Source organism: Natrarchaeobaculum aegyptiacum (assembly GCF_002156705.1).
Taxonomy (GTDB): Archaea; Halobacteriota; Halobacteria; order Halobacteriales; family Natrialbaceae; genus Natrarchaeobaculum; species Natrarchaeobaculum aegyptiacum.
Map to the genome: position 1 here is coordinate 1238059 of NZ_CP019893.1, position 26908 is coordinate 1264966.

29 protein-coding genes are annotated in these 26908 nt (G+C 65.2%); 11 read left to right on the forward strand and 18 right to left on the reverse strand.

The window, feature by feature from the left end; genetic code table 11:
* Positions 1 to 81: 81 nt before the first annotated feature.
* The 3 genes from B1756_RS06160 to B1756_RS06170 form a co-directional block, all read right to left on the reverse strand.
* Complete coding sequence (locus tag B1756_RS06160; protein ID WP_086887752.1) at positions 82 to 492, reverse strand: DUF7124 domain-containing protein; 411 nt, start codon at positions 490 to 492, stop codon at positions 82 to 84.
* Between the two features lie 90 nt (positions 493 to 582).
* Positions 583 to 1779 carry a 3-hydroxyacyl-CoA dehydrogenase gene (locus tag B1756_RS06165; RefSeq protein WP_086887753.1) on the reverse strand — a complete coding sequence of 399 codons (1197 nt, stop codon included), beginning with the start codon at positions 1777 to 1779 and terminating at the stop codon, positions 583 to 585.
* A 345-nt stretch (positions 1780 to 2124) separates the two neighbouring features.
* Positions 2125 to 2499, reverse strand: coding sequence for a hypothetical protein (locus B1756_RS06170; RefSeq protein ID WP_086887754.1), 375 nt, complete (start codon positions 2497 to 2499; stop codon positions 2125 to 2127).
* Between the two features lie 110 nt (positions 2500 to 2609).
* On the opposite strand from B1756_RS06170, the gene B1756_RS06175 reads away from it, so the two are divergent.
* Positions 2610 to 2954, forward strand: a complete 345-nt coding sequence (locus B1756_RS06175; protein ID WP_086887755.1) for a hypothetical protein — start codon at positions 2610 to 2612, stop codon at positions 2952 to 2954.
* Positions 2955 to 3224: 270 nt separating this feature from the next.
* On the opposite strand, the gene B1756_RS06180 is transcribed toward B1756_RS06175, so the two are convergent.
* The 3 genes from B1756_RS06180 to B1756_RS06185 form a co-directional block, all read right to left on the reverse strand.
* The gene (locus B1756_RS06180; protein WP_086887756.1) at positions 3225 to 4544 is read right to left on the reverse strand and encodes an MFS transporter; all 1320 of its coding nucleotides are present in this window, start codon (positions 4542 to 4544) and stop codon (positions 3225 to 3227) included.
* A gap of 222 nt (positions 4545 to 4766) precedes the next feature.
* Positions 4767 to 4925, reverse strand: a complete 159-nt coding sequence (locus B1756_RS19565; RefSeq protein WP_186336507.1) for a DUF7559 family protein — start codon at positions 4923 to 4925, stop codon at positions 4767 to 4769.
* Positions 4926 to 4983: 58 nt separating this feature from the next.
* The gene (locus B1756_RS06185; protein ID WP_161493152.1) at positions 4984 to 5712 is read right to left on the reverse strand and encodes a bacteriorhodopsin; all 729 of its coding nucleotides are present in this window, start codon (positions 5710 to 5712) and stop codon (positions 4984 to 4986) included.
* A 305-nt stretch (positions 5713 to 6017) separates the two neighbouring features.
* Here B1756_RS06185 and B1756_RS06190 point away from each other — a divergent pair, with 305 nt between their 5' ends.
* Together B1756_RS06190 and B1756_RS06195 are read left to right on the forward strand one after the other, a co-directional pair.
* Positions 6018 to 7775 carry a radical SAM protein gene (locus tag B1756_RS06190; protein WP_086887758.1) on the forward strand — a complete coding sequence of 586 codons (1758 nt, stop codon included), beginning with the start codon at positions 6018 to 6020 and terminating at the stop codon, positions 7773 to 7775.
* Between the two features lie 190 nt (positions 7776 to 7965).
* On the forward strand, positions 7966 to 8370 hold the full coding sequence (locus B1756_RS06195; RefSeq protein ID WP_086887759.1) for a TRAM domain-containing protein: 405 nt from the start codon (positions 7966 to 7968) through the stop codon (positions 8368 to 8370).
* 192 nt (positions 8371 to 8562) lie between these two features.
* On the opposite strand, the gene B1756_RS06200 is transcribed toward B1756_RS06195, so the two are convergent.
* The 8 genes from B1756_RS06200 to B1756_RS06235 all read right to left on the reverse strand — a co-directional run bounded on the left by B1756_RS06200 (position 8563) and on the right by B1756_RS06235 (position 13930).
* A complete protein-coding gene (locus B1756_RS06200; RefSeq protein ID WP_086887760.1) occupies positions 8563 to 9063 on the reverse strand; it encodes a hypothetical protein in 501 nt (166 codons plus the stop codon).
* Positions 9064 to 9149: 86 nt separating this feature from the next.
* Complete coding sequence (locus B1756_RS06205) at positions 9150 to 9914, reverse strand: geranylgeranylglyceryl/heptaprenylglyceryl phosphate synthase (RefSeq protein WP_086887761.1); 765 nt, start codon at positions 9912 to 9914, stop codon at positions 9150 to 9152.
* Between the two features lie 290 nt (positions 9915 to 10204).
* Positions 10205 to 10681: an Lrp/AsnC family transcriptional regulator gene (locus B1756_RS06210; protein WP_086887762.1), complete on the reverse strand. Its 477-nt coding sequence runs from the start codon at positions 10679 to 10681 to the stop codon at positions 10205 to 10207.
* A 90-nt stretch (positions 10682 to 10771) separates the two neighbouring features.
* Positions 10772 to 11509 carry a YkgJ family cysteine cluster protein gene (locus B1756_RS06215; protein ID WP_086887763.1) on the reverse strand — a complete coding sequence of 246 codons (738 nt, stop codon included), beginning with the start codon at positions 11507 to 11509 and terminating at the stop codon, positions 10772 to 10774.
* Between the two features lie 81 nt (positions 11510 to 11590).
* Complete coding sequence (locus B1756_RS06220) at positions 11591 to 11863, reverse strand: FmdB family zinc ribbon protein (protein WP_086887764.1); 273 nt, start codon at positions 11861 to 11863, stop codon at positions 11591 to 11593.
* Between the two features lies 1 nt (position 11864).
* Entirely contained in the window at positions 11865 to 12650 is a 786-nt protein-coding gene (locus B1756_RS06225; protein ID WP_086887765.1) for an Lrp/AsnC family transcriptional regulator, read from the reverse strand.
* Positions 12651 to 12752: 102 nt separating this feature from the next.
* Complete coding sequence (locus tag B1756_RS06230) at positions 12753 to 13547, reverse strand: MBL fold metallo-hydrolase (RefSeq protein ID WP_086887766.1); 795 nt, start codon at positions 13545 to 13547, stop codon at positions 12753 to 12755.
* 101 nt (positions 13548 to 13648) lie between these two features.
* Positions 13649 to 13930 carry a MarR family transcriptional regulator gene (locus B1756_RS06235; protein ID WP_086887767.1) on the reverse strand — a complete coding sequence of 94 codons (282 nt, stop codon included), beginning with the start codon at positions 13928 to 13930 and terminating at the stop codon, positions 13649 to 13651.
* Between the two features lie 223 nt (positions 13931 to 14153).
* On the opposite strand from B1756_RS06235, the gene B1756_RS06240 reads away from it, so the two are divergent.
* Entirely contained in the window at positions 14154 to 14861 is a 708-nt protein-coding gene (locus B1756_RS06240) for a class I SAM-dependent methyltransferase (protein ID WP_086887768.1), read from the forward strand.
* A gap of 162 nt (positions 14862 to 15023) precedes the next feature.
* On the forward strand, positions 15024 to 15944 hold the full coding sequence (locus B1756_RS06245) for a glycosyltransferase family 2 protein (RefSeq protein WP_086887769.1): 921 nt from the start codon (positions 15024 to 15026) through the stop codon (positions 15942 to 15944).
* Positions 15945 to 15956: 12 nt separating this feature from the next.
* Here the strand turns inward: B1756_RS06245 and B1756_RS06250 are convergent, their stop codons facing one another.
* On the reverse strand, positions 15957 to 16919 hold the full coding sequence (locus tag B1756_RS06250; RefSeq protein ID WP_086887770.1) for a DUF368 domain-containing protein: 963 nt from the start codon (positions 16917 to 16919) through the stop codon (positions 15957 to 15959).
* Positions 16920 to 17104: 185 nt separating this feature from the next.
* Between B1756_RS06250 and B1756_RS06255 the strand changes: the two genes are divergently transcribed.
* A complete protein-coding gene (locus tag B1756_RS06255) occupies positions 17105 to 18286 on the forward strand; it encodes an NAD-binding protein (protein WP_086887771.1) in 1182 nt (393 codons plus the stop codon).
* Positions 18287 to 18343: 57 nt separating this feature from the next.
* Here the strand turns inward: B1756_RS06255 and B1756_RS06260 are convergent, their stop codons facing one another.
* Positions 18344 to 19819 (reverse strand): aldehyde dehydrogenase family protein, encoded by a 1476-nt coding sequence (locus tag B1756_RS06260; RefSeq protein WP_086887772.1) that lies wholly within the window; start codon positions 19817 to 19819, stop codon positions 18344 to 18346.
* 193 nt (positions 19820 to 20012) lie between these two features.
* On the opposite strand from B1756_RS06260, the gene dpsA reads away from it, so the two are divergent.
* Together dpsA and B1756_RS06270 are read left to right on the forward strand one after the other, a co-directional pair.
* Positions 20013 to 20558, forward strand: coding sequence for a DNA starvation/stationary phase protection protein DpsA (gene dpsA, locus B1756_RS06265; RefSeq protein ID WP_086887773.1), 546 nt, complete (start codon positions 20013 to 20015; stop codon positions 20556 to 20558).
* Positions 20559 to 20648: 90 nt separating this feature from the next.
* Positions 20649 to 21053 carry a CBS domain-containing protein gene (locus tag B1756_RS06270; RefSeq protein WP_086887774.1) on the forward strand — a complete coding sequence of 135 codons (405 nt, stop codon included), beginning with the start codon at positions 20649 to 20651 and terminating at the stop codon, positions 21051 to 21053.
* Between the two features lie 129 nt (positions 21054 to 21182).
* Here the strand turns inward: B1756_RS06270 and B1756_RS06275 are convergent, their stop codons facing one another.
* The gene (locus B1756_RS06275; protein WP_086887775.1) at positions 21183 to 21917 is read right to left on the reverse strand and encodes a TetR/AcrR family transcriptional regulator; all 735 of its coding nucleotides are present in this window, start codon (positions 21915 to 21917) and stop codon (positions 21183 to 21185) included.
* Positions 21918 to 21983: 66 nt separating this feature from the next.
* On the reverse strand, positions 21984 to 22817 hold the full coding sequence (locus tag B1756_RS06280) for an HAD family hydrolase (RefSeq protein ID WP_086887776.1): 834 nt from the start codon (positions 22815 to 22817) through the stop codon (positions 21984 to 21986).
* A 224-nt stretch (positions 22818 to 23041) separates the two neighbouring features.
* Here B1756_RS06280 and B1756_RS06285 point away from each other — a divergent pair, with 224 nt between their 5' ends.
* From B1756_RS06285 to B1756_RS06295, 3 genes are all read left to right on the forward strand, one after another.
* The gene (locus B1756_RS06285) at positions 23042 to 23818 is read left to right on the forward strand and encodes an SDR family NAD(P)-dependent oxidoreductase (RefSeq protein ID WP_086887777.1); all 777 of its coding nucleotides are present in this window, start codon (positions 23042 to 23044) and stop codon (positions 23816 to 23818) included.
* A 195-nt stretch (positions 23819 to 24013) separates the two neighbouring features.
* Positions 24014 to 24622 carry a DUF7344 domain-containing protein gene (locus B1756_RS06290; protein ID WP_086887778.1) on the forward strand — a complete coding sequence of 203 codons (609 nt, stop codon included), beginning with the start codon at positions 24014 to 24016 and terminating at the stop codon, positions 24620 to 24622.
* A gap of 362 nt (positions 24623 to 24984) precedes the next feature.
* Positions 24985 to 26877, forward strand: a complete 1893-nt coding sequence (locus B1756_RS06295; RefSeq protein ID WP_086887779.1) for an ATP-binding protein — start codon at positions 24985 to 24987, stop codon at positions 26875 to 26877.
* The last annotated feature ends 31 nt before the right edge of the window (positions 26878 to 26908 follow it).

A 26908-nucleotide genomic window follows, 5' to 3' on the forward strand; every position in this document is an offset into this window, starting at 1 on the left:
AAGTGAATAAAAGGGAGGGAGCGCGGCCGATCTAGCCGGTACTGGAGTCGTCCACTGCTCGACCAGCCACCGACTCGCCGGTCAGGGCCAGTCGTCACGGACGTCGCCGGCGTCGTCGTCCTCCTCGTCCATGGTGGCCGCGAGGATCCAGTCTGCGGCCTCGGCGGCGTCTTCGACGTCCAGATACTCCCAGCCGACTTCCTCGGCGAGTTCCTCGTCTTCGTCGTCGGCGCCGATGTAGACGTAGCGGCCGGTCTGGAACTGGTCTTTGACGCCCTCGAGACTCTCTGCTTTCCCGCGTGGGCCGGAGAAGAAGTCCTGACGAATGCGGTTCTTGCGGGTGAAGTTCGTCACGACGTAGGTGGGTTTCTCCGAGACGACGCCGATGTACTCGGTCCAGCCTCTCGCGTCCTCGAACACGCGCTCGGGCGAGGCGAGCCGTTTCAGCGCCTCGAGTTCGAACGCGAGGGTCATGTCAGAGTCGCCGTTCATACGGGATCGAACGGCAGCACCGGGGAAAACGGCTTCGATACGGGCGACAGCGGGTCCTCGACCGCTCCCGTGGGAACCGGTCGCGAAGCCTCAGTAGAACGTCTCGCCGGCCTTGGCCTTCTCGACCAGCAGATCACACGGGAGCGTCTCGGCGAGCTTGTTCGTGTCCTCGTGGCGACTGGCGACCTCGGTCAATTTCTCGAGGATGACGTCTGCACCGACCTCGTCTGCCTTCTCGAGGGGACCCATCGGCCAGTTGCCGCCGAGTTTCGCGCCGGTGTCGACGTCCTCGACGCTGGCGACGTCGTTTTCGACCATCTTCGCGGCCTCGTTGACGATCGGGGCCCAGACGAGCAGCGTGTCGAAGCCCTGGCCGGCGTCGACGGAGATTGCCGGGGAGTCCTGCTCGCTGTAATCGTAGTAGCCTGCGCCGGCTTTCTGCCCGTAGCGACCCTTCTCGTAGAGCTGTTTGAGGATCGGACAGACCTCGGTCTCGTAGGACATCGGCCGGGTGTCTTCGAGGTGGTCCTGTTCGCCCTCGACGCGCAGCTGGATAGCACCGGTGTAGTCGGCGAGTTCGAACGGGCCCATCGGGAAGCCCTCCCTGTATTTCATCGCGGAGTCGATCTCCTCGATCGAGTGTTCGCCGCGGTAGACCATCCATGCAGGGCCCTCGCCGTAGGGACGCATGAGCCGGTTGACGATGAACGAAGGGATGTCGATCTTGCAGCGGATCGGCGTCTTGTCGAACGACTCGATGAGTTCCTCGGCGGTGTCGGCGACCTCGTCGGGGGTGTGTTCGGTCATGATGACCTCGACGAGGTCCATCAGCATCGGCGGGTTGAACCAGTGGGTGCCGAGCACCTGACTCGGCCGGCTGGTCGATTCCGCAAGCTGGGTGATGTTTAGCCCGGAGGTGTTCGTCGCGAGGATGGCGTCCTCGGGGGCGATCTCGTCCAGATCCTGAAAGATGTCCTCTTTGACCGACTGCTGTTCGACCGCAGCCTCGGTGACGAACTGTGCGCCGGAGACGGCCTCCTCCTGATCGGTCGTGAACGTCAGCCGGTCGAGTGCGGCCTCGACGTCTTCCTCCGTGGCTCCGCCTTTCTCGGCGGTCTTCTCGTAGGACCACTCGATCTCGCCGCGAGCCTCCTCGAGTTGCTCGGCGTCGATGTCGTTGACGTAGGTCTCGTAGCCTGCGAGCGCGGCCACGGCGGCGATCCCACGGCCCATCTGTCCGGAGCCGATCACTGCGATAGTCTCGATCTCCTCAGTCGTGACAACCATGTCGGAGGGTTCTCGTGGGTCACCAAAAATAACCACGTTCTCGATCGGAGACAGCGTCGCGATCGGCCGGCCACTCGAGGACGGCGCGACGGAGATCCATACGGGTTACTGTCCGTCAGTCTAGTACCGTTCCAGGCGTCGACTGATAGGTCGATCCGACTGACGCCGATCGGTTCGACCGATAGTAGCCACTGCACGTCAGTGCACACCTGATCGTCAGACGGATCGGCGATCAGTGTGTGAATCGTTGCAGTTGTTACTATAGCAGTTCAGGCGTGGACCGCCACTAGGCGCAACCGCGACCCGGGCCGCGGTCGCACCGGGACGTCGCGACAGGAATCCGTATCAGTCGGCTCGCTCGAGCCCGCCGTCGAGTCCGAGTCGGGTTGCCAGCCACTCGAGGAGCGCCGACGCGATGGCGTCTGCGAGCCGATCGGGAGCGTCGGTGAGATCCCAGACGTACTCCCCGGACCGCGTGAGCGCCGTCCACTCGAGGTAGCCCCGTCGATCGGCCGCGAGCAGGAGCGACTCGAGGGTAGCCTCGTCGGTCGAGAGACCGACGTCCTCGAGGGCGCTCGTCAGTTGGCCAGTCGTCGCGAGGACGCGACCTGCCTGCGGGCCGGAAGGTGGCGGGGACGAGGGAGTCGACGATGCAGGCGAGGTCGCGTCGGGACCGATCGACGGCGTCGGCGGCGTCGGTGGTGGAGGGGGGTTCGACATATTCGAGACGAGTGAACGCGAGCCCAAAAGGGCAGCCACTAGTTCCGACAGGCTTGAAGCCGCCGTACGTCGGGAACATACCCAAGGGGGCAGCGCTCGAACGTCCGATTATGGAAGAAGATACCACGGCCGACGATGCAGCTTCGATCGACGATCCGACCGACTCCCTCGATCTCGAGTGCACCGAGCGAGTCGAGATCGGCGTCACGCGCGGCGAGACGGACCTCGAGATGGGGCCGCCACGCGACTATCCGGACCGGGCCGACGTGGCGGTCCGACCGGTGGCCGACGACGGCGATCGGATCGTGTTGAGCATCGACGCGATGGCGGGCGATCACGCGACCGGGCACGCCGACGTGACGCTGACGCCAGCGGAAGCGCGTACCCTCCGGGATCACCTCGAGCGGACCGTCCGCTGGATGGCTGGTTCTGATGGAGAGGGAGCCGACGAGTAGCGCAACCCGTCGAAATCGACGATACCCGGCCGGCCTTCCGGTCGGGTAAACGACGGAAATCGAGTATAATATGCATATATGTTACCACGCACGCAACAAAGGGCCTGTGAAAACCGTGTCAGGGTGCGATTTTAAACAAATCAACGAACAGGTGGGACCGTTTGCGGCAACCGCACTCCTGATCGGGACGGCCGTGGGGATGAGCATCTTCTTCGTGCCGACCCAGATGGCCGCGAAAGCTGGTCCAAGCAGATGAAGAGCCGACGATGATCAGTCGCCGCCGTCTGCCGGTCGCGACCCAGTTTCGCAGCCGGACGCCGATTCGGCCGCTCGAGCGTCGGTCGACGTGTCGACGGTCGGCGTGAACTGCCCGGTTTCGTGGTGGAGACCGGCGAGCAAGACGGCACCGGCGAGGATCGGGAGGACTGCACACGCGAGGTAGACCGGCCAGAACCCCATCACCTCGATCAGCGGCAGGGAGACGATCGGGCCGAGGCCACCGCCGACGTCGCCGAGAACGTTGTTCGTCCCCACGGCCCGACCCATCCGTTCCTCGGGCGTCAGATCCGCCAGCAGGGCCATCAGCGGGCCACTCGTCCCGCCCTGTCCTGCGCCGATGAACAGACAGGCGACGGTCAGCGTCGCGATCGAGTCGGCCATCGCCAGCAGGACGAACCCGACGAACGATATCGAGAGGAAGGTAACCAGCGTGGGAACCCTCGAGCCGGTGCGGTCGGTGACCCAGCCGCCGAGAAACATGAAGATCCCCGCGGCGACGACGGTGACGGCCATGAAGATCCCAGAGGAGCCCTGTGCGTCGAACCCGAAGACGCCCAGCTCGTTTGCGTCCAGAAAGAGCACGAGCGTCGCGAACAGCGCGCCGATGTAGGCAAACAGGACGGCGAAGTTCACCAGGCCGACGGTGAGCGAGGGAACGCTGACGTCGATGTCCCACGCGGCGACCGATCGGTGTTCGTCGCCTTCGACGTGGGTTTCGGGAATCGTCGCGTAGGCGACGACCGTCGCGATGATCGCGAACAGGGTCGCGACGGCGAACGCCGGCACCTCGCCGGCGAGTTCGCTGATCACGCCGCCGATCACGACGCCGCTCGGAAACCCGAAGAGGACGCCGCCGCGAATCAGCCCCATGCTGGCACCGCGGGAATCGTCGTCGCTGACGTCGGCGGCGATGGTGTAGGCCGTCGCGAACACGGCGGCGCTGCCGACCCCCCAGCCGATCCGCGAGCCGAGGAACCACGCCTCGGGAACGTCCGGCAGGAACCAGAGGTCGGGGTGGGCGGCGACCATCGCGACGACGTAGCCGAAGGTCGCGATCGCCTGGATGAGCATCCCGACGACGAACGGCGTGCGAGTTCCGATGCGATCGACCAGTACGCCCGCAGGCGCGTTGGCGAGGAGCCGGGAGAACCGGTTCGCACTCAGGATTATTCCCACGAGCAGCGGAGAAATGCCGAGCACGGCGCCGAGGTTTGGCAGGATCGGAAAGATCACACCACCGCCAAAGCCGACGAAGAACGTACTGAGGATGACCGCACCGACGACGAGTCGCCGGCTGCTGTCGGCGCTCACGACGTCGGATCACCGAGACCACGGTGGCCTCGACGTCTTCGAGTCGGCCGCTGGGTTCGGCTGGTCGACAGAGGCCGGTCGCTCACCCGACCGCCGGGGTCGGCCTCGCCACTCTCGAGTGGCAACCGCCGGCGATCGAGCCGGTTCGGACGCATTTGACTGACTAGTCAGTCAGCGGCCAGCAAAAGCGTTCGGGTTGCGGTGGTCGGCTGACTCACGCGCTCACAGTTCGACGGGCTCGAGGCAGTCTGTCCCGCGACAGACGGGACACGACAGTTCCGAGACGTCGAAGTCCTCGGGGACGTCGTAGGTATAGTGGTTCTCGAACAGGTCGAGGAAGCAGTCGTCGTCCGTACAGACGATCTCTTCGGTCGGTGGCATGGGCAGATAGACGCGTGCTCGACACATCAAGGCTATGAGTTGATTGCCGACGGGCCGATCACTGGGTGGGTCGGCGGGTCACAGCCGCGTGATCGTCGCTCGAGGGTGACGACTCGGCGGTCACCGCGTCGAACGCGGTCGCGTTTCTGAGGACGAACCCGCCGAATCCGAGGAAGATAATCACGTCCGCGTACGACGCGACGAGCTGTCCGGCGAACGTATCGAGCAGTGCGAGGTTCTGTTCGGAGGCGACGCTGAGGGTCACGAGGATGGCCCAGCCGAGCACCAGCAGGTACTTGAGCTTGCCGTAGAGGAGCGCCCGATCACCGTGACGGGCAGCGGCCGCACGCTGGATAGGACCGAAGAGGAGGTAGACGACGCCCAGCAATCCCCCGAAGATGACGGCCGTGGCGACGGTCTCGAGGATGCCCTCGAGGAGCCAGCTCGCGAGCGATACCCACAGGTTCACTGCGGTGAATCCGAACAGCAACAGGGTCCGCCGACGACCACAGCCAGAGACGACACCGATGAGGTAACAGATGCCGCCGAAGGCGACGGTGTACCCGAGGAACCGAGCGAGCGACTGGTCCCGGCCGGTCGTCTCGACGGCCAGCACGTCCCCGGCCATCGCCAGATACGCGAGCGCCATGCTCCCGGTCGCGACGACGGTCACGAGCCCATACCGGCGGTGCACGGCCGGTAACCGGGACGCCATCGCGGCGAAGGCCACGGCCGCGACACCGAGTGCGAGACTCGAGACGAAGTAGATCGTCGAGACGTCGATCACTGCCGCCCACCTCCGAGCGATCGGCGGGTACTGGTGAGTCGCCAGCAGCGTCGGTCGATCCCCCGGTTCCTCCCGTCGTCCACGGCCGTTCTGTTCTCGAGTGGTCCCATGGTCGATAATTCCACACGAATGTAGAGTATCAATTCACATAGTGTTTGTTGTTGACGAATGTCATGCTGTCGGAGCCGTCACACCGGTACCTGCCAGCCCCCTCGAACCGCGAGTCGACGCCGGGATGGCCAGTCTGGTGGTACACTCGTCCGCGTGTAGTCACCGTTTTACCGCTCGAGGCGCTACCAGCGGGCATGACTGACCCCGAAACGCTGTCGGTGACGATCGTCGACGGCTACGTCGACGAACCCGCCCACTTCGGGGTGCCGCCGTACGTCTCGACGTACCCACGCTACACCGCGGGTGCACTCGTCGACGCGGGCGTCCCTCGCGAGGGAATTACGTACCACACGATCGACGGCCTCCGTGAGGAACCCGACCGCTGGCGCGACGTCGACGAGGCCGACCTGACGATCTACCTCGGCGGGATGACCGTCCCCGGCAAGTACGTCGGCGGGACGCCCGCCGAACCCGACGAGGTCCGCAAACTGGCCTGGACGGCGAGCGGGACGAGCCTGATGGGCGGCCCCGTGAAGTTCGGGGTCGGCGACGAGAACGCCGGTGCGACCGAAACGGAGCGCCAGGACCTGGACTTCGACTTCGTCGCCAAAGGCGACGTCGAGGCCGCCGTCTACGACCTGGTCGAGAGCGGCCTCGAGGGCTTCAACAACCGGATGCGCGACGTCGAGGAGGTCACCCGCTGGGCCCGGAACGGGGCGTTCATCGTCGAACAGCACCCGAATCACCCGGAGTACCTCATCGCCGAACTCGAGACCTCGCGAGGCTGTGCTTACCGGTGTTCGTTTTGCACCGAACCGCTGTACGGCAATCCGTCGTTCCGACCGCCAGAAACCGTCGTCGCGGAGGTCGACGCCCTCTCCGATCACGGCGTCAAACACTTCCGGATCGGCCGACAGGCCGACATCCTCGCCTACGGCGGCGATGGCGAGGCCCCGAACCCCGACGCCCTCCGGGAACTGTACGGCGGCATCCGCGAGGTCGCACCCGACCTCGAAACGCTCCACCTCGACAACATGAATCCGATCACTGTCGTCGAGTGGCCCGAGAAGTCGAGGGAGGCAATCCGGATCATCGCCGAGCACAACACGCCCGGCGATACCGCGGCGTTCGGCCTCGAGTCGGCCGACCCCGTCGTCCAGGAGGAGAACAACCTGAACGTCAGTGCCGAGGAGTGTTTCGAAGCCGTCCGGATCGTCAACGAGGAGGCGGGGTGGCGACCGGGCGAGCCGGGAGATCCGAGTTCTGCCGACCGCGCAGGCGACCCACCAGCGGGGACGGACGAAGACCCGCCACGACTCCCCAAGCTCCTGCCCGGCATCAACCTCTTACACGGCCTCAAGGGAGAGCGCGAGGAGACCTACGAGCGCAACCTCGAGTTCCTCCGACGGGTCTACGACGAGGGCTACATGCTCCGCCGGATCAACATCCGGCAGGTGATGGCCTTCGCCGGCACCGACATGAGCGACACGGGGGCCGAAATCGCCAACGACCACAAGAAGCTCTTCAAACGGTACAAGCGCCAGGTTCGCGAGGAAATCGACCAGCCGATGCTCGCCCGCGTTGCGCCGCCCGGAACCGTCCTGTCGGACGTCCACCTCGAGTACCATCAGGACGGGAAGACGTTCGGCCGCCAGCTTGGAACGTACCCGCTGCTGGTTGGCATTCCCGGCGAGCGCGACCTCGGACAGACGATCGACGTGGCCATCGTCGACCACGGCTACCGCTCCGTAACGGGAGTCCCCTATCCGCTCGACCTCAACGAGGCCTCGATGGACGAACTCACCACCATCCCCGGCGTCGGCGACCGGACCGCCGGCGACCTCGTCGTCAATCGCCCCTACGATAGCCTCGCAGCGGCCGACCTCGAGACCGAGACCGACGTCGACCTCTCGACGTTCGTCACGACCCGACCGTCCGGCTCCGCAGACTGATCGGAAAGCTGATCGATCGTCGAAGTGGACAGCCCGTCGACCGGTCGTCCGCCTATCGAATCGGGACCCAAATTTCCTGCCCAGCACACGAGAGAGCCGACCGCGAAAGCACCCGAGACCGGTCGTTCCGGCAGATTCGTCGGTAGTTCTAATACGAATGAGCGTCAGAGGTCGACGTGAGGGTCTACCTGTGGAGATATCTGAAAAACTCCTGTGTCTGTTCAGTACGGAGGTTTCGACCGAGGAGGATCGATACGTCATCGAAGTACCACGGCAGGAAGTCGAGACCGGTGACGTCGAGGCCGGCGAGGTCTACCGCGTCGCACTCATCTCGCGTGCCGAGGCAGCGGAGGCGTCCGACGCGAACGAGAACTCGAGTCAGGTTCCGTCGGAGCCACAGCCGCCGGTCGACGTCGGCGAGACGCGCTACGTCGAGATCGAAGACATCGGCAAGCAGGGCGATGGCATCGCTCGCGTCGAACGCGGCTACGTCATCATCGTCCCGGGTGCCGACGTCGGCGAACGCGTCAAGATCGAAGTGACCGAGGTCAAGTCGAACTTCGCCGTCGGCGAGATCATCGAAGAGACGTTTTGATCGCGTTCGATCCGGTCGGCGTTGCCGACCGGGCACGTGTTCACCGACCGCTACTGCTATAGTAGCCACTGCACGTCAGTGTACACCTGATCGCCAGACGGACCGGCGATCAGTGTGTGAATCGTTGGAGTTGTTACTATAGCGACTGGCTGTCGTTCTCCCGGCTACTTCTGACGATACCGGACGGTACGATCACTCGAGGGTCGGCCGTCGCAACCGGGCGGCCGGGCCGTCGGGAAACAGCCGACCGAGTGCGACCCGGAGTAACACGAGGAGAGCGAGGACGCTCCCGAACACGGCCGCGACGAGGTGACCCATGAGCACGCCACCCACCGAGGCGAAATACACGGCGTAGACGGTACCGAGAGACCACCACAGCACGTATGCTGCGAGCGCGCCGAACGCGAGCGAGACGAGAATTCTCAGAGGCGAGACGTCCCCGGGCCGACGGAGCTGGTCGTGGCCGACGACCGGCGCGACGAGACGCACCACGTGTGCCAGTGCCCGGAGGACGACCACCGTGGCGAGGAGGACGGGGGCGACGAGACCGGCACCGAACCAGAGGGCGGCGAAGACGGACGGTGCGTCGGCGAGGAACGCGGGTTCACCGAACAGCCCGACAGCTGAGAGGGGGACGACGATGGCGAGTGCGACCTCGAGGGTGCGGAGACTCGGGAGGGCGTCGAGATCCATACCGTAGAAATGTTCTAATAGCCAATAAGTGTTTGTGAGAGACGTGTCGATAGCAGGTGTGGCGCGAGCGAGGGGCTCCCGCGTCCCTACCGGGGAATCGTCTCGCAGAAGGCGTCGGGGTCGTCGTGGAAACAGTCGCCGACGACGATCGCATCCGCCCCGGCCGCGAGGATCGCCTCGGCTTTCTCGGCGCTGTCGATGCCGCCACCGTAGAGCAAGGTCGTCTCCTCGAGATAGCGAGCGGCGGCTTCGACGTCCTCGGGCCCCCCGTAGGTGCCCGAGTATTCGACGTAGAAGATCGGGAAGCCGTAGAACGATTCCGTCGCGAGCGCAGCGCCGGCGACCTGGTCGGGCGTGAACCGTTCCTCGACGCGGGCGCGGTCGGCCGCCGCCGACTCGAGGTGCTGGACGACGTAACCCTCGCCGACCAGTTTCGAGGCGAGGTCGGTCACCAGCCCCTCGGCTCTCGACGTGACGACGTCGCCGACGAGCGGAACGCCCGCTCCGAGCAGCGCGTCGGGTTTGCGCCCGACCTCGGTGAAGAGCTCGAGGTGCTTGCCGACGAAGTGTTCGCGATCGCCGTTGTAGACGGCCGGAACGGCGACGGCGTCCGCGCGTTCGATAGTCTCCCGGGAGACGTGTGCTGAACTGTATGGCTCTTGCAGGATGGGGACTGCCGCCTCGAGCGATCGCACCGCATCGATCGTCTCGAGGACGTTCGCCTCGGTGACGTCGTCGGAACCGCCGACGACGATCAGGTCGGTGCCCTCGAGGACGCCCAGGTCGGATGGGAGCGGCTTCGCGGGGTCGACTTTCGTCACGTGGGTGACGGCGTCCCAGTCGATGTCCATGGGATTCGTTCGACGACGGCCGTCAACTTCCTATCGATATCGGAGCTCCTGTATCGATTCGAACACGACTGGCCGATCAGTCGGTCGACTCCTCGTCGGGGACCGAGAGATCCGCCGGCGAAGTCGCGTAAACAACCACGGGTCAGGTGACCCGTGGAACTCTCGCTGTTCCTTTTAGAAATTGCGAATTTCGCACTCGCGCCTACTGTTTATTTCGCGGTGATATTCGAGTCGATGGTGAGTTTCCGCAGTAGAGAGGGCGATACGGTCACAGAAGACAGTCCGACCGATCACTCCTCGACCAGGTGCGAACCGAAGTGATTGAACGGCTGGATGCGGGCGCGCTTGACCAGGTCGACGGATCGGATCTCGAGATCCAGTTCGGTGAGCTGGGCCGTGATCCGGTCGGCCTCGTCCGAATCGGTACCGACCGCTTCGATGTGCACGTTGGCAGTTCCAGTAAGCATTTCCCGGACCCCGACGATTCCCTCGATCTCCATGACGGCGTCTGCGACCTCGGCGCGCCGACCCACCGGTGCGTGACAGATGAGCACCATGAAGTGCTGGTAGTTGGCACGTTCGTAGTTGACCCGTGGGACGTAGCCCTCGATCACGCCAGTAGCCTCGAGTCGTTCGATCCGGTTGCGAACCGTGCTGGGTGACACGCCCACGGCGTCGGCCATCTCCGCGGCCGTCGTCTCGCGGGCGTTCCGCTGGAGCATATGCAAGATACCGCGGTCGACATCGTCCAGCTCGGCCGTGCTCATACACGAGACGTCACCGAACCGACGGGTAAGGGTTCGGCCAACATGTGCCGCGGATCGTCCCCGCACGGGGTCGGCCGCCGGTGAGTCGGGTCACTCCTCGCCCGGTTCGTCGTCACGGGGCGTCCCGTCGATCCGTTTGGCCCCCTCGGAATCGTGGACGACGACCTCACCGGGGCCCGGACTCGAGACCGGGGGCTCGTAGGCGTCTCGGACCGCGATCGCCTCCTCGAGTTCGCGGACGGCGCGGGTTTTCAGCGTCCGGGCGAGAGCCTCGGCGTCGGCACGGGAGATGTCACGGCCCAGCCCCTCACACTCGTGAGCACGGACGATGCCCGCCTCGTCCACTGCCTCGCCCATCGGCTGGCTCGTTCCCGCCAGCGCCACGCTAAACGGATAGGTCTGACAGATCAGCGGCCGGTCACCGTGGACGCTACACGCGCCGAGCCCGTCGTCGTCTTCCGTGTAAAAGACGCAGTCGCCACAGCCGTCGGTCTGGAGTGCCCACTCGAAGGTCTCACCCTCGAGGCCGTCGGCACCCTCGTGGAGACCGTAGGGCATCGGCCGGGCGACGTCGCGCCAGTCGCGCTCGTGGTCGCGTTCGGGAGCCTCGTCGGCGTCACTGTCGACTCGGTCACCAGCGTCAGCCGAAGCTGCCTGTAACCGGCGGATTTCGTCGGGGAACACGGTCGCCGTGTGGGCCTCCCCGTCGTGGCTCGTACAGCAGGCCCCACACCGAGTGCACTCGAACCCGATCGATTCGATCGCGTCCGCGAGTTTCGCGACCTCGAGTGCCCGCGCCTGCTCGAGGTCGGCCTCGAGAGAGTTCACGAGAGACGTGACGGGCCGAGGCGGAAAAAACCAGTCGGTGCCCGGTCACAGGTCGACAGCAGGACGAACGGTCCGAACGGATCAGTGCGAGCGATCGGTGGTCGACCCGTCGCCGGCATCGGCGTCGGCGTCGACATCAGCGGCCCCGTCGGCATCGTCGGCGTCCGGGTCACCCGACGGAAACTCGTAGGTCGCGATTTCGGCGGCGCCACAGACCGGGCACTCGGTAATCGGATCGTCGAACTTCGAGCCACAGTGGCGACACTCGTGGAGGACGGCCGTCTCCGGCCGATGGTCAGAGTCGGTGGCGGGCTCGCGGTGAAGTAGTTCAGAGAGGAGTCTCTCTACGGGCATGTTAGCTGGAGGACGTGGCGGGCCGTGAGGACGGATCGCGGAAGGCGTTCAGTGCTGGCTCGCCAGCGCCGTCGGGCGAGAAGACGGTCACGACGTCCTGTGGCTGGACGACGGTATCACCGTGTGGGGTGAGCATCGCGTCGTCGCGCTCGATCGCGATCACGAGCGTTCCGTCGTCGAGGATTCCCGCCTCGGCGGCGTCCTCGAGGGTGGTGCCGGCGATTGGGGCCGCTTCGTGGACGGTGACTTCGACGACCTCGGCGCCGCCGGTGAGGCTGATGTAATCGGCGAGGGGTTCGAGTCGGCGCTGGTCGGCCGGGCCGTACGGCGCGTAGGGGAAGTTGTGTTCGTTTTGCAGGAGGAACTCGTCTTCGATCTCGACCTCGAGGTTCTCGAGTTCGCGGCCGATGCGCCGGAGGTCGCTCGTGTCGGTGCCGACCGCGAGGACGTGGAGGTTCATCCGGCCGCCCATCAGTTCCCGGACGTTGATCACGCCGGGGATCGAGCCGATCCGGCGGGCAGCCCCCTCGACGTCGCCGAAGGGGGCGTGACAGAGGAACAGGTTCATCAGCGAGCCGTCTGCGTGTTCGAAGTCGACGGTCGCGTGGTAGCCCTCGATGATGCCGTGTTCCTCGAGCTGGGCAATCCGGTTGCGGATCGTCGCACCCGAGACGCTGACGTCTTCTGCGATCGCGGGTGCGGAGGTGTTGCGGGCGTCGGCCATCAACGCGTAGACGATCCGCCGATCGATCTCGTCGAGGCGATAGCCCCCGGTCCCGTCTCCCATACGATCCCCTCCGAGATCGTTGGATAAATAACTATGGTAGTTTTCGTTCCGGAGCCAGAGGGCGGATTGTTTTCGATCCGAAAGAAGCGGGGGCAGGTCGTCTCACTCCCGTCGATCCCCCGATTCGATGCGTTCGCCGTCCCACTGGAGGTTTCCCTCGACCGCGAGTTTCTCCACGTGCGCCCGGATCGTCGCCGCCGCGAGGTCGCGGACGCCGGTCAGGTCCTTCTCGTAGGCCGCCGCGAGCACTTCGTCGATCGACCGGGCACCGTCGTCGACAGCCTCGAGGACGCGACGTTCACGACGATACCGGTGAGTCAACAGTCGCTCGAGCGTCTCGCGTGGCTCGTCGATGGTGGGGCCGTGTCCGGGGTGGAGCGCTGGCGGGTCGATCGCGTGGAGTCGTCGGAGCGTCGAGAGGTACGCGCGCATGTCTCCCTCGGGTGCGCCGACGACGACGCTTCCGTCGGCGATCGCGCAGTCACCACAGCAGACCGGGCCGCCGCGACCGGCCTCGAAGGCGACGTGATCAGGCGCGTGGCCCGTCGCCTCGAGGACGCGTACCCGGTCGCCGCCGAGTGTGATCGTGGTACCGGGCGTGAACGTTCGATCCGGGTCGCGACCGGTCGCCTCGCGGAAGCGGTCGGTTCGGCCGTACCGGGCCCAGACGGTCGCACCGGTTTCGGCGGCGTAAGCGTCGACGGCACCGACGTGATCGTGGTGGGTGTGGGTGACGACGACGTGGGCAACGTCGCAGTCGGCAACGGCACGGTCGAGATCCTCTGTGCGGCCGGCCGGGTCGACGAGGATCGCCGGGTCGCGACCGAGCAGGTAGGCGTTGGTGGTTCCAGTGGGCACGCGTGCCCCAGCCGGGATCGAAAAGCGCGCCAGACGCATACGACGAGGTTGGAACGCGCGAAAAAATAGCTACCGGACGGTCGCAAAGGCGACGCCGGGTTCGAGACCGAAATCTGCAGGCCCCGCAGGGTCCAGCCCAGTCAGTGCTTGAGGAAGTAGACCTGCTTGCGCGCGTCGCGGAAACTGTAGCGCGAGCCCACGAGTTCGACTTCCTCGAGACGGTTGAGCGCGTAGCGGACGGTTCGGTCGGGCAGGAGCGATTCTTCTGCGAGCTGCCCCTGCGAGAGCGGGGAGTCCGACTCGAGCACCTTCGCGACGAGCTTGGCACTCGGCGGCAGGTCACGGAGTCGGTCGCGGTACTCCTCTTCAGAGAGGAGGTCGTCGGCGGCTGCAGCACGATCCTCAGCTGTACTCATGCTCATACCTACTTGAGGACAGACGTCGATGGTAAAGCTTCCCTATATGTGGATACGAATAATGCTGTTTGTATAAGGCATATAAGTGTAGTATAAGGGTGAAATCGACAGTTCGGTCGAGACCGCCGAAAACGGCCGAGTGTTCGATCGCCCGCGGGACCACCACCGACCGATTTGCGAGCGGACTCCAGTATCGTTTTATCCCACCGGGACAGTAGTTGCGCCCAGCGTGAAAGGACAGGAGTGGTACCAGGCCGACGAGGTGGCCCAGGAGTACGACGACAAGCGGTTCTCTCAGGGCGGACAGCTGATCGATCGACGAGAGAAGGAAGCGGTCCTCGAAGCGATCATGCCGGTCGAGGATCGGTCGATCCTCGAGATCGCCTGCGGAACCGGGCGGTTCACCGTCATGCTCGCCGACCGCGGCGCCGACGTCGTCGGTCTCGACATCTCGGCGGCGATGTTACAGCAGGGTCGACGAAAGACACAGGGAGCAAACCTCGAGGGAACGCTCGAGTTCCTCCGCGGGGACGCCGGTCGGTTGCCGTTTCCGGACGATCACTTCGACACCGTCGTTGCGATGCGGTTTTTCCACCTCGCCGACGATCCGGAGGCGTTCCTCCGGGAGATGCGGCGAGTCTCTCGTGAGCAGATCGTCTTCGACACGTTCAATCGCTTCAGCGCCCGGAGCGTCTACAACTGGGCGCTGCCGATGGGGTCGCGGCTGTACTCCAAGAGCGAGGTGAGCGAACTGCTCGCGAAGACGAACCTGACGCTGGTCGACGTCGAAGACGACTTCCTCGCTCCCTACGGCCTCTACCGGTCGATTCCCAACGGACTCGCCGAACCGATCCGAACGATCGACACGGCCCTCGGCGGCCACCCCGTCACCGACCACTTCGCGTCGGTGTCCTACTGGAACACGCGCCTGCGGTAGTCTGCGTCACGGGGCCGTCGCTAACCACTCCTCGATTCATCTGTTCATCTGCTGCACCCTGCTCCCGACCCGACGCGTGCGTCCTCGCTGTCCGGGGCAGACGTCTCGAGATCGGTGTCGATCCCACCATTTTTGTATTATTGGGGCGTTCGGTCGGACAATATGGCGCTCTCGGTAGTGATTTCGACCCTCAACGACCGGGAGCGACTGCTCACCTGTCTCGACGCACTCGACGAGCGGACGCCGGCCTCGACGGAGGTGATCGTCGTCAACGGCCCCTCCTCCGACGGGACGACAGGTGCCGTCAGGAACCGAGACGACGTCGACGTCCTCGTGGAGATCTCCGAGCGAAACCCGAACGTCTCGCGCAACGCCGGGCTCGAGGTGGCCACGGGCGAGGCCGTCGCCTTCCTGGGCGGCGAGTACGCGATCGACCACAGCTGGTACGACGCGGCCGAACGGACGCTCGCCGGCGACGCGGCCGTCGTTACTGGGCCGATCACCGGCGAACGCCCCGGCGGGTCGAATGGCGATCCGCGCATTCCCACGAGGATGGCCGGTCGGGACGTCACCCAGTTTCCCGGATCGAACGTCGCGTTCGACCGGACCGTCCTCGACGCCCTCGACGGCTTCGACGAGTACCTCACGACCGGTGGCGCCCGTGACTGTGCCCACCGCGTGGCCGGACTCGGCTTCGAGGTCGACTGGGACGCGGCGATGGCTGTCCGGGGACCGATCGGAACCGACGGCGGCCACGACGGTCCGGAACGGGACGACCGCCACCGGGGGCTGGCCTATCGACTCGCGAAGAACTACGGCCTCTACCCGACCGTCGTCGGCCGAATCGTGCACACTGCCGTCCGTGACAGTGCGGCCGGAACGCGGCGAGCTCTCGCCGGGCAGACGCCGCCGACCGAGTGGCTCACGAACGGTCTCGAGGGAGTAAGCGACGTCGCAGCAGGTTTCCGTGACGGAATGCAAGCGCGATACGCCGATCGATCCGCGCGGCGGAACCCGAACGGCATCTCGGCCAGACACGACCGGGCGGTCATGGTGTACGACCAGCGACAGGCCGATCGCTAATTCTGTCGACCGCTACTCGGGATCGAAGCCACCGGCGAGGCGATCGAGTCCGAACAGCGTGACGGCACCGACGACTCCCCAGACTGCGAGCAGCCCCAGCACCTCCGTCGTCAGCGCGTGATACGCTGTGACCTCGTGCAACGGTGCGGGAACTGACCCGGCGACGAGACCGACGAGAAAGAGCAGCGTCGGCTCGCGGGCGTACTCGAGCGAGCGGCGGACGGCCCGTGCGATCGTCAGGAGGCCGACGAAGCCCCCAAAGACGAAGACGACGACGGCCGTTCCCGGGTCGGCGATGGCAGCGAACGAGCCGTTGCCGGAGGCGAGACTCCCGATCGCAGTGAGGAAGGCGGTGAGCTGGTCGGACATGTAGACGTACTGGCCGAGCAGGATCAGGATGAGCGCCCCCGAGATGCCGGGCAGGATCATGGCGCTGATCGCGAGCGCGCCCGCGACGAAGATAACAGCAGGACCGCTGCCCGGAAGCTGGAAGACGTCGAGACTGACGAGGACGGCGAGGGTGATTCCGGTGGCGGCCGCCACGGCGTGGCGTGCCGTCGAGACGCTGAGACTCCGGAAGAGGACGACCGCGGAGGCCGCGATGAGTCCCATAAAGAAGCCGAAGATCACGATCGGGTGGGTTTCAGCGAGCGTCGAGACCGTCCCCGCGATGAGGGCGACGGCGGTGACCATCCCGACGCCGAGTGGAAGCAGAAACTGAAGGTCCATCTCGAGGAGAGCCTCCCGTGCCCGGTCTCGTCGGCCGGCATCGTAGGCCCGGAGGACGTCGACCGCCCGGCGAGGCGTCAGGGCCGTGATCGCCGCGATCAGTCGACCGTAGAAGCCGAGCAAGAGCGCGACCGTCCCGCCGGAGACGCCGGGGAGGGCGTCTGCAGTGCCCATGCAGAGGCCGTAGGCGTAGATCCGAAAGGTTTCGCGCTGGTTCCGGACGTGACGCCAGACGGTCCGTCGCATCGTCACCGACCGTCACCGCCGGCCGTCCGCCCGTCGCCACAGCCACGGTTCCGCATCATAGATAGGCAGAATGCCACCACGGCCATAAAAGATTCCACCTGTTGCAGCGAGCAACGAAGCCACTCGGCGTGGTCGGACCCCAGACACGACGGTGGGGTTAACTGACGCCGGGTCGGAGTCAGGATATGGCCGAGGACGGCCCGGGACGAGCCCGCCTCTCGGAGGACTGGCACCGGGTGTTGACGACGCGTGCGGCGGTGGTGCTCGCGCTGATGGTCGCCGTGCTCTCGGTAGCGACCGCCCTCGTCAACATCGGGGTGGACGCCACCGGCCCGCTCGAGCCGTACGTCCCCCACGCCGTGCAGGATACGGCCAGTTTCACCGGGGCCGTAACCGGGTTCATGATGGTCGCCAGCGCATTCTCGCTGCGTCGGAGACTCCGTGCCGGCTGGTGGGCGACCGTGCTGTTGTGTCCGGCGACGGCTGTCCAGGGACTGTTACAGTCGAGCCCGTACTCGTTTCCGCTGATCGTCATCTCGTTGCTCGCGATTCCGGTGCTCCTGTTTACCCGGTCGCACTTCGACCGGGACCTCTCGCTGACGACGACCCAGATCGCTGCGGGTGCAGCCCTGATCGGCGTGCAAGCCTACGGCACCATCGGCGGCTACACCCTCCGGGACGACTTCGAGGGAATCGACACCATCCTCGACGCCTTCTACTTCACGCTGATCACCTCGAGCACGGTCGGCTACGGCGACATCACCCCCGAGACCCACTCGACGGAGGCAATGCTGTTTACGATGTCCGTGCTCGTTCTCGGCGTGGCCAGTTTCGGTTTCGCGATCGGATCGCTGGTCGGCCCGGCGCTCCAGAGCCGCATCACCAACACACTCGGACGAATGACCGACTCAACACTCGACCTCGAGACCGAGCACGTCCTCGTGCTCGGCTACGGCAGACTGACCGAACCGATCGTCGACGAACTCGAGCGCAGCGGCCGGGAGTTCGTCGTCGTCACCGACGACGCCGACGCAGCAGAGACACTCGACGACCGGGGAATTCTCGTCGTCACCGGCGACCCCAGCAACGAGGCCCCGCTCGAGCGCGCCCACGTCGACTCCGCAGGGGCCATCCTCGTCGCGACCGACGACGACGCGACCGACGCACTCGCGATCCTGACCGCCCACGAACTCGCCCCCGACACCCGGCTCGTTGCCGCCGCGACAGACCGCGAGAACACGCGAAAGCTCGAACGCGCAGGCGCGGACGTGGTCATCAGTCCGGCCGTCCTCGGCGGGAGCCTGCTCGTGCGCTCGGCGCTCGGCGAGGACGACTCGGCGCTGCTCGAGGACCTGCTCAGGGACTGACACTGGCGAAATAGAACGCGAGACGCGATCTGTCGAGCGATGAGGTTATGTCCCGGATCAGAGGACGATACTCTTCGTGCGCATCAACTCGTGGATGGCGGCGTCGATCCCCTCGCGGCCGATGCCGGAGTCGCGATTGCCGCCGAAGGGGATGTCGCCGAGCCCGTGACTCGGCGCGCCGTTGATCCGGACCGCGCCCGCGTCGACGCGGTCTGCCACCCGCATCGCGCGGTCGTAGTCGCTCGTGAACACAGCCGCGTCGAGAGCGAGGTCGGAGCCGTTGGCGATCTCGAGGGCCTCCGCCTCGTCCTCGAACGTGGTGACGGCGGCGATGGGGCCGAACTGCTCTTCGTGGACGATCCGGGCGTCGTGGGGGACGTTCGCGAGCAGCGTCGGCTCGACAAACTGGTCGGCGAGGTCGTCTGGGACGCCCTCGGGTGCGCGACGTTCGCCACCCCGAATCAGGTCGGCCCCCTTCTCGACGGCGTCGTCGACGAGCGTCTCCACCCAGTCGGCCTGCTCGGGGCTGATCAGCGGGCCGAGTGCAGTCTCCTCCTCGAAGAGGTCGCCGACCGGCCAGGCGTCGAGTTCGGCCTCGAGTGCGTCGACGAGCTCGTCGTGGACGGACTCGTGGGCGAGCACGCGCGAGACCGCAGAGCAGCGCTGGCCCGCGTACTTGACCGCCCCCTTCGCACAGTTGCCCGCGACGTCGGCGAGGTCGGCGTCCTCGAAGACGATCGCCGGCGCGTTACCCCCGAGCTCGAGGTGGAGGGTGACGATGCCGCTCTCGCGGGCGACGTGCTTGCCCGCGCCGGAGGAACCGGTCATCGCGATGGCGTTTACCCGGTCGTCGCCGGCGAGCACGTCGCCGATTTCGCGTGCCTCGCCGGGAACGAAGTTGAACGCGCCCGCGGGGAGGGCTGCAGTCTCGTCGATCACTTCGGCGAGGATCGCAGCCGACACCGGCGTGTTGCTCGCGGGTTTGCAGACGACCGCGTTACCCGCTGCGAGTGCAGGCGCAACCTGTAACGCCGTCGTGGCCAGCGGGTAATTGTACGGCGTGATACAGAGCACCGTCCCCACCGGCTCGTGTTTGACGATCGCCTCCCAGCCCTCGTGGCCGGGCGTCGAGCCCTCGCGATACTCGCCTTTGCTAACGACGTTGCGGGCCTCCTCTGCGGCGCGGTCGAACCGATCTGCGGCCTGTTCGACCTCGCCACGAGCCGACGAGATGGGCTTGCCAGCCTCGCGGACGATCACCTCCGCCAGTTCCTCCCGACGCTCGCGAATGCCGTCTGCGATCGCCTCACACCAGCGGGCGCGCTCGACGATGGTCGTCTGCCGAAGTTCGGGTTCGGTGGCGTTCGCCGCGGCGAGGGCGTCCCGCGCTGCCGCCGGGTCCGCCGCCGCCACTCGAGCGAACGAACCGCCGGCCGCGAGGTCAGCCACCTCGATCGTTCCGCCGGTCTCGGGCTCGCGCCACTCGCCGTCGACGTACAGCCCTGCTCGGCGCTGTGCGGCTCTCGTTGCCATACTCCCCGTAGAACGCGCAGCTTCAAAATATTTACTCATATAAGAAAAAAGAACCAGTCTCGAGAAGCGGTGGAAACGGCGAACGACTGGAGAGTGAGCTCTCGTAATACCGAAACTAATTTTTCTCGATTGGAAAATGTTGTTTCGGGTTAGAAAACGCTTATGTGGGTGGCGATCGTATCGATCAGATACGATGAGCACCCAGAAGACCGTCCGTCAGCCCGCAGACGTCGTCGAAGAGAACGCCCTTCGACTCGACCAGGAGAAGGCCGAACAGATCGTCGACGCACTGAACACCGAACTGGCGAACTCGTACGTCCTGTACCACCAGCTCAAGAAACACCACTGGGTCGTCGAGGGTGCGGAGTTCCTGCCGCTACACGAATTCCTCGAGGAGGCCTACGAACACGTCGAGGAGGGCGCAGACGCCATCGCCGAGCGCGCCCAGGCACTCGGTGGCGTCCCCGTCTCGGGGCCGACGAACCTCGAGCGACGTGCCACCGTCGAGTTCGAAGGTGAAGACGTCTACGACGTCCGCACCATGTTCGAAAACGACCTCGAGATGTACGGCGACATCATCGAATCGATGCGCGACAGCATCGAACTCGCCGAGAACCTCGGCGACCACGCCACCGCCGAGATCCTCCGTGAGATCCTCGTCACGCTCGAAGAGGACGGTCACCACTTCGAACACTACCTCGAGGACGACACGCTCGTGCTCGAGGAGGCGACGAAGTAACGCGACGACGGCAGCGACGAGCGGACGATCCGGGTTCGGCAGGGCTCCCGTTTCGGCAATTCTTATAGCCCCGTGGGATATGATACCAGTATGGAAGACATCTTCGTCGCACGAGTCATGTCGACGTCACTGAAGACGGTGTCGTCTGACACGCTCGTCGAGGATGCCGCAGACGTAATGCTCACCGACGAGGTCAGTTCGGTCCTCGTCGTCGACGATCAGGGTGGACTCGAGGGGATCTTGACGTCGACTGACTTCGTCGATATCGTCGCCAAGAGCAGTCCAAAAGCGAAGACGACGGTCGAACGCTACATGTCGACCGACGTGGTGACGGCGACGGCACAGGAGTCGATCCGCGACGTCGCAGACACCATGATCGAACACGGGATCAAACACGTCCCCGTCGTCGACGAGGACGAGGGCGTGATCGGCATCGTGACGACGACGGACCTCGCGTCGTACCTCTCGCGAGTCCAGCGGCCGAGTCCAACCTGAGAGGGACTGTCGAGCCCCAGTCCATCAGTCGCCAGAGATGGCGTTTTCAGCTGCAAAATGCGGAACGTCGAGGGTCCGAGTGGATTCTCCCGTACGATCCAGCAGTGAGACTCGGCGAAAACCGCGTTCTCAGTCGCCGTCCGTGTCGCCGGTGGCGTCCGCGCCGTCGCTAGCTGTCTCCGCACCGACGTCGTCGTCACCGTCCGAGTCCGCGTCTTCGGAACCGTCGGCGTCACCCTGACAGAGCCACTCGCGGACGATTGCCTCGAGGCTCGCGGACGTGAGGTCGGCGACGTCGTCGCGTTGCAGGCTCACCTGGTAGATTCGCCCCCCGTTGATCGCGGTCAACAGGAGCGTCGCGACCATCTCGGGGTCGACGTCGCGGAAGTCACCACGTTCGATCCCCTCTTCGACGATGGCGACAACGGTAGCCACGACCGTCTCGTAGTTGCGGCTCAACTGGCGGCGAAACTCCTCGTTGTGGGGCGCCTCGGAACGGACCTCGAGCATCGCGGTCGTGAGTTCCCAGTGGTCGAACTCGCCGCGTTCCGGGGGGCCAAAGAGGAGGGTGTCGATCAGCGACTCGAGGCGTTCGCGAGGTGCCTCGTCCTCGTCGATGGCGATGTTTCGCTCGAAGGCGTCCAGCAGGTACTCGAGGAAGGCGACGAGCAGGTCCTCTTTGGTGTCGTAGTGGTAGTGGATGACGCCTTTCGTCTTGTCGAACTCGTCGGCGATGGCCTGCATGGTCAGGTTGGCGTAGCCGTGTCGACACAGCGCGCGGTAGGTGGCCCGCATGATCGCCTCTTGCGTGTCGACGGGACCGTCGCCGTCGTCGTCACCGCCACCGTCACCGTTTGCCCCCATGTCACATTTGTCGTCGTAAAACCGAGAGAAAAGGATTTGGATATCGGAACCCCGACCCCCGCTCCGTCACTCGGTCGGGCGCTTCTCTTCGACGATCTCGAGGACCTCCTCCGGCGAATCGATCCGGTAGGAGACCGCGGGGCCCTCCTCGGCCCCGAAGGCGACGCCGTGCATTCCGACGTCGGCGGCTCCTTTCACGTCGTGGTCGTACCGATCGCCGATCATGAGCGAGCGCGCGGGATCGGCGTCGGCCTTCTCGAGGGCCGTCTCGAACATCGCCGGATCGGGTTTGGTGCGACCGACCTCCTCGGAGGTAGTGATCGAGTCGAACACCTCGCGAACGCCGAAGCGCTCGAGCATCTGCTTGCCCGCAGCGTCGTCGACGTCGCTGCACACGCCGACGTGGATCGGTCGCTCCGCGAGCGTCTCGATGGTTTCGACGGCACCCGGGATCGGCTCGATGGCAGATTCGACGTGTTCGTCGAAGGTAGGTCGCCACTCCTCGGTCAACACCGAGTCGCCGACCAGTTCCTCGACTCCGATCTGGTAGGCCTCCCGTGCGGGCCGGAACGTCGTCCCGTCGCGCTCGCGGAAGTGGTTCCCCACGGCAGTCCGCCAGACGTCGACGGCCTCCTCGACGGAGTACTCGAGGTCGTGGTCGTCGACGAGGTCCGCGACGAACGCGGCGTGGGCCGACTGGACCGATTCGAGTTCGAGGACGACGCCGCCGATGTCCCAGAAGACGGCCTCCCAGCCGGTATCGATGCCGCCGTCGGTGATCGGGACTCGTCCACCCCGTCGGTCGACACTCGCGCTCGAGCCGTTCGTCCAGCCGATACTGCCGGTTCCTGTGGTGTCTCGAGGTAACCTCGAGTCGGTCGTATCCGGTGAGTTCGTCATTGTGTATCACGTCGTGAGTCGATCAGTTAGGTGGTCCGGCTCCGGCAGGGGCGAATCCGGATTATCGGGTGAGCCCACTCCGGATCGATTCCGAACCGTCCTGACCAGCGTCGCTGGTCACCCGTAGCCACACACATTTATTAACAGTTGCTGCTAGACATCCACTGTGAGGAAACAATGGTAACGAAACGCCAGCTTCGAACACCAGTTGCAGGTGATCTCGCGTGAGTACGGATCAGTTCAGCGTCGACGGCGACGTCGCCATCGTCACTGGCTCCTCGAGCGGGATCGGGAAAGCGATCGCCGAACAGTTCGCCGACGACGGCGTCGACGTCGTCGTCAGTTCGCGCGAACAGGAGAACGTCGACCCCGTCGCCGAGGCGATCACCGACTCCGACGCCGAGGGCGAGGCACTCGCACTCGAGTGTGACGTCACCGACCGCGAGGCCGTCGACGCGATGGTCGAGCGGACCGTCGAGGAGTTCGGGGGCATCGACGTCCTCGTGAACAACGCCGGCGCGTCGTTCATGGCCGACTTCGACGACATCTCCGAGAACGGCTGGAAGACCATCGTCGACATCAACTTGAACGGCACCTACAACTGCACCCACGCGGCCGCCGACTCCCTCAAAGACGGCGGTGGCGCAGTGATCAACTTCGCGAGCGTCGCCGGCCAGCGCGGGTCGCCGCTGATGAGCCCCTACGGTGCCTCGAAAGCCGGCGTCATCAACTTCACGACGACGCTCTCCCACGAGTGGGCCGACGACGACGTTCGCGTCAACTGCATCGCCCCCGGCTTCGTCGCCACACCCGGCGTCGAGAGTCAGATGGGCGTCTCCGCCGACAACATCGACCGTGAGGAGGTCTCCCGACGCATCGGTACCGTCGAGGAAATCGCCGACGTGACCCAGTTCCTCGCCAGTCCAGCCTCGTCGTACGTCGTCGGCGAGACGATTACCGTCCAGGGCGTCCCGCAGATCTCCGAAGAACACGACGTGTAATCAGTTCGATTACTTCGAACGACTTTCGTTCCCCAGAGATTGTCACTTTCGCCCCCATATCGCCTCTAGCGTCTGATATCGACATTTCGGCCGAGACAGGGTGGATTCGCGCTCGTCCGAAAAACCGTATCAGGATTCCAGACCAAACTGTTTTGGAAATGTGCTTAACCCGGTAGCGCCGGTGATTCCGGGTATATGAGTTCGGACGCGCACCTCGGCGGTTCCAGCGAGCTGAGTTCACTGACCGGCGTTCCGGCAGAGCGGTACGACGTCCTTCGACATCCACACCGCATCCGACTGCTCGAGGTGCTCGAGGAAAGCGACGGCCGACAGTCCCTCACCGAACTCACGACGGCGCTGCTCGACCGCGAAGACGACGACCCGGGAGACGGCAAGCGCCGCCACGAGATACGGATCGAACTCGTCCACAACCACCTGCCCCGACTGGCCGACGCCGACCTGATCGACTGGAACACCGAGGATGGCGCTGAACTCGTCGCGGAACCACCGGTCTGCCCGTCGGCGCTCACCGTCTTGCTCGAGAACGATCACGACGTCGAGGACCTCGTCTCACAGGTCCTCGATCCGGTTCGCCTCCGACTGCTCGAGGAACTCGAGCAGCGAACCGGCCCGCACACGCTCGAGGAACTCGCCAAGCGGCTCGCGACCCACGAGCCGGCGGCACCGCCCGACTCCGAACGCGCGAAGATCGACCTCCATCACTCACACCTGCCCGCCCTCGCCGACGTCGACCTGCTCGAGTACGACCGCGAGGCTGGGCTGATCGAGTACGAGAGCCACTGAACGTCGATCGAATCCGATCGGACGGTGGACGAACATCGAAGTGAGCGTCGTCAGTCGGTGTCACGACGCTCGGCACGTGACTCACACCTCGAGAGCGGCGAGTTCGTCTCGAGGCAGGGCACACCCTGCCAGTGCAGCGACGGCGACCCCGGCTGTCGAGGTAAGAACCGAACGGCGGAGCATACGACACCTTGCTACGCGACGGTCAACAACGGTTCGGCCGTCGTCACCCTCGAGAGGCACCGATTGCGGCCGCTCGGTTACTGGATTGGCAGTCGTCGACGGTGGCGACGGTACGATCCAGAGAGACAGACACTCCACCGGAGGGAAACGTGTTTGTGGGGCCGCTCTGATTGCAGTGTATGAGCGATCTGGGCGATTTCACCGACTTCGACGCAAACAGCGGCTCCTCGGGCGACGGGTCGGTCGATTCGGATCACGGAACCAGCGATGGGGCTACCAGTACCGATCCCACCGACGCGGCGTCGGCTGCAGACGCAGACCGGTTCGACCGTCCCGACGTCGAACGCGCCGGCGAGGACGTCGGCATCGGCGCACTCTGTGTCTCCCGTGGCCTGCGCGTCGCCGAGGACGAAGACGACACGACCCTTCAGGCTTACGTCACCCGCGGCAACCGGTCCTCGATCCGCATCGGGAGTTATCTGCTCGCACCCTATCCCGACGGGGCGGCTACCGCCGCCAGTCAGGAGCGTGCCGGGAGGCACGCGAACGGCGAGACGCTGTTCTGTCGCATCTCGGGACTCGAGTACGCCCAGCTCTACCACGCCGACGACGCGACCGAGATCCACGCCCGTCGGGCGATGCGCTCCGATGGCATCGAGGAAGCCGACTACCGGTTTCTCGCGACGCTCGAGCCCGTCGCGATCCTGTACGACGACGATGGCGAACTCAAACGGCGGATGACCGACCGGGTCCCCAAACCCCAGACGGTTATTCGAACCGCCGACGACACAGAACAGATCAAGACCGGCCTCAAGATGCCCGAGGATGGCGTCTTCCTCGGTCACCTCTCGGTCGGTGGCGAGAAGGTCAGAACTGCGGCGAGCCCACCGACGATCGACTACCGACTCAAAGACGACTACGACGCGGGCGATCCCCTGGTCTTCCGGCATACGCTGGTCGCCGGCGGCACGGGTTCGGGCAAGACCCACGCCGCGAAGAACGTCCTCCGGCAGTACCTCGATTCGGACCTGACCTACCCGATGGAAGACGGCCGGGACGTCCAGCCCGCGGTCGTCCAGTTCGACCCGCAAGACGAGTACGCCCAGATGCACGACGACAACCCCGACCTCGACGGCGACTTCGCCCGCCGACTCGAGCGCGAGGACATCGCCTACGGCGGCGTCGAGAACACGACCGCATTTATCCCGAAAGTCGGGGACGCGACCTACGCCGCGAGCCACCACCGCGCCGAGCAAGTCGAGTTCACGATTCCGTTCGCGATGTGCCGAACCCGGCCGTGGCTCGTCTCCGGCGGCTCGCTCAACGACAATCAGTACGGCGCACTCACCTACCTCATCGACCGCTTCTTCGAGCAGTACGGCGACGGCGGCACTTACTCGGCGTTCAAATCCTTCCTCGACGACCCGGCGCTCCGGGAGGAACTCGACGAGTCCGGGCGGGTCCACGAGGCGACCTACGACGCCGTCCGCCGGCGCGTCTTCGGCTTCGATTCCGTCTTCGATCAGGACGCCCGCCCGATCACCGACCTGATCCACCAGTTCGTCCGCCCCGGTGGGCTCTCGGTCGTCCCGACCTACCACGTCAACGATTCGCGAGCCACGGAGGCCGTCGTGCTCGCGCTCTCTTCCCTGCTGATCGACGAGAAACTCTCGAACGATCCGACCTACGACCGGATCAAGGAGACGCCCCTCATTCTGGGGATGGACGAGGCCCACAACTTCCTCACCGACGCCGACAGCGTCCAGGCACGCAAGGTCATCACCAAGTTCACCGAGGCCGCAAAACAGGGGCGGAAAGAACGGCTGGGCCTGTTCCTTATCACCCAGGACCCACAGGACATCGACGACGCCGTCTTCAAGCAGATCAACACCACCGTCGTCCTCAACTTAGGCGACGAGGACGCCATCAAGAGCGTTAACATCCCCAGCAACCTCGAGTCCAAGGTGCCGTACATGGAGAAAGGCCAGATGGTCGTCTACTCGCCCGATAATTCGGAACCCGTGGAGTTGATCGGCCTCTCGAAATGTCTGACCCGTCACGGGCGGGAGTGATCGATTCCGGATTGCGTAGCGGTCGAACGGG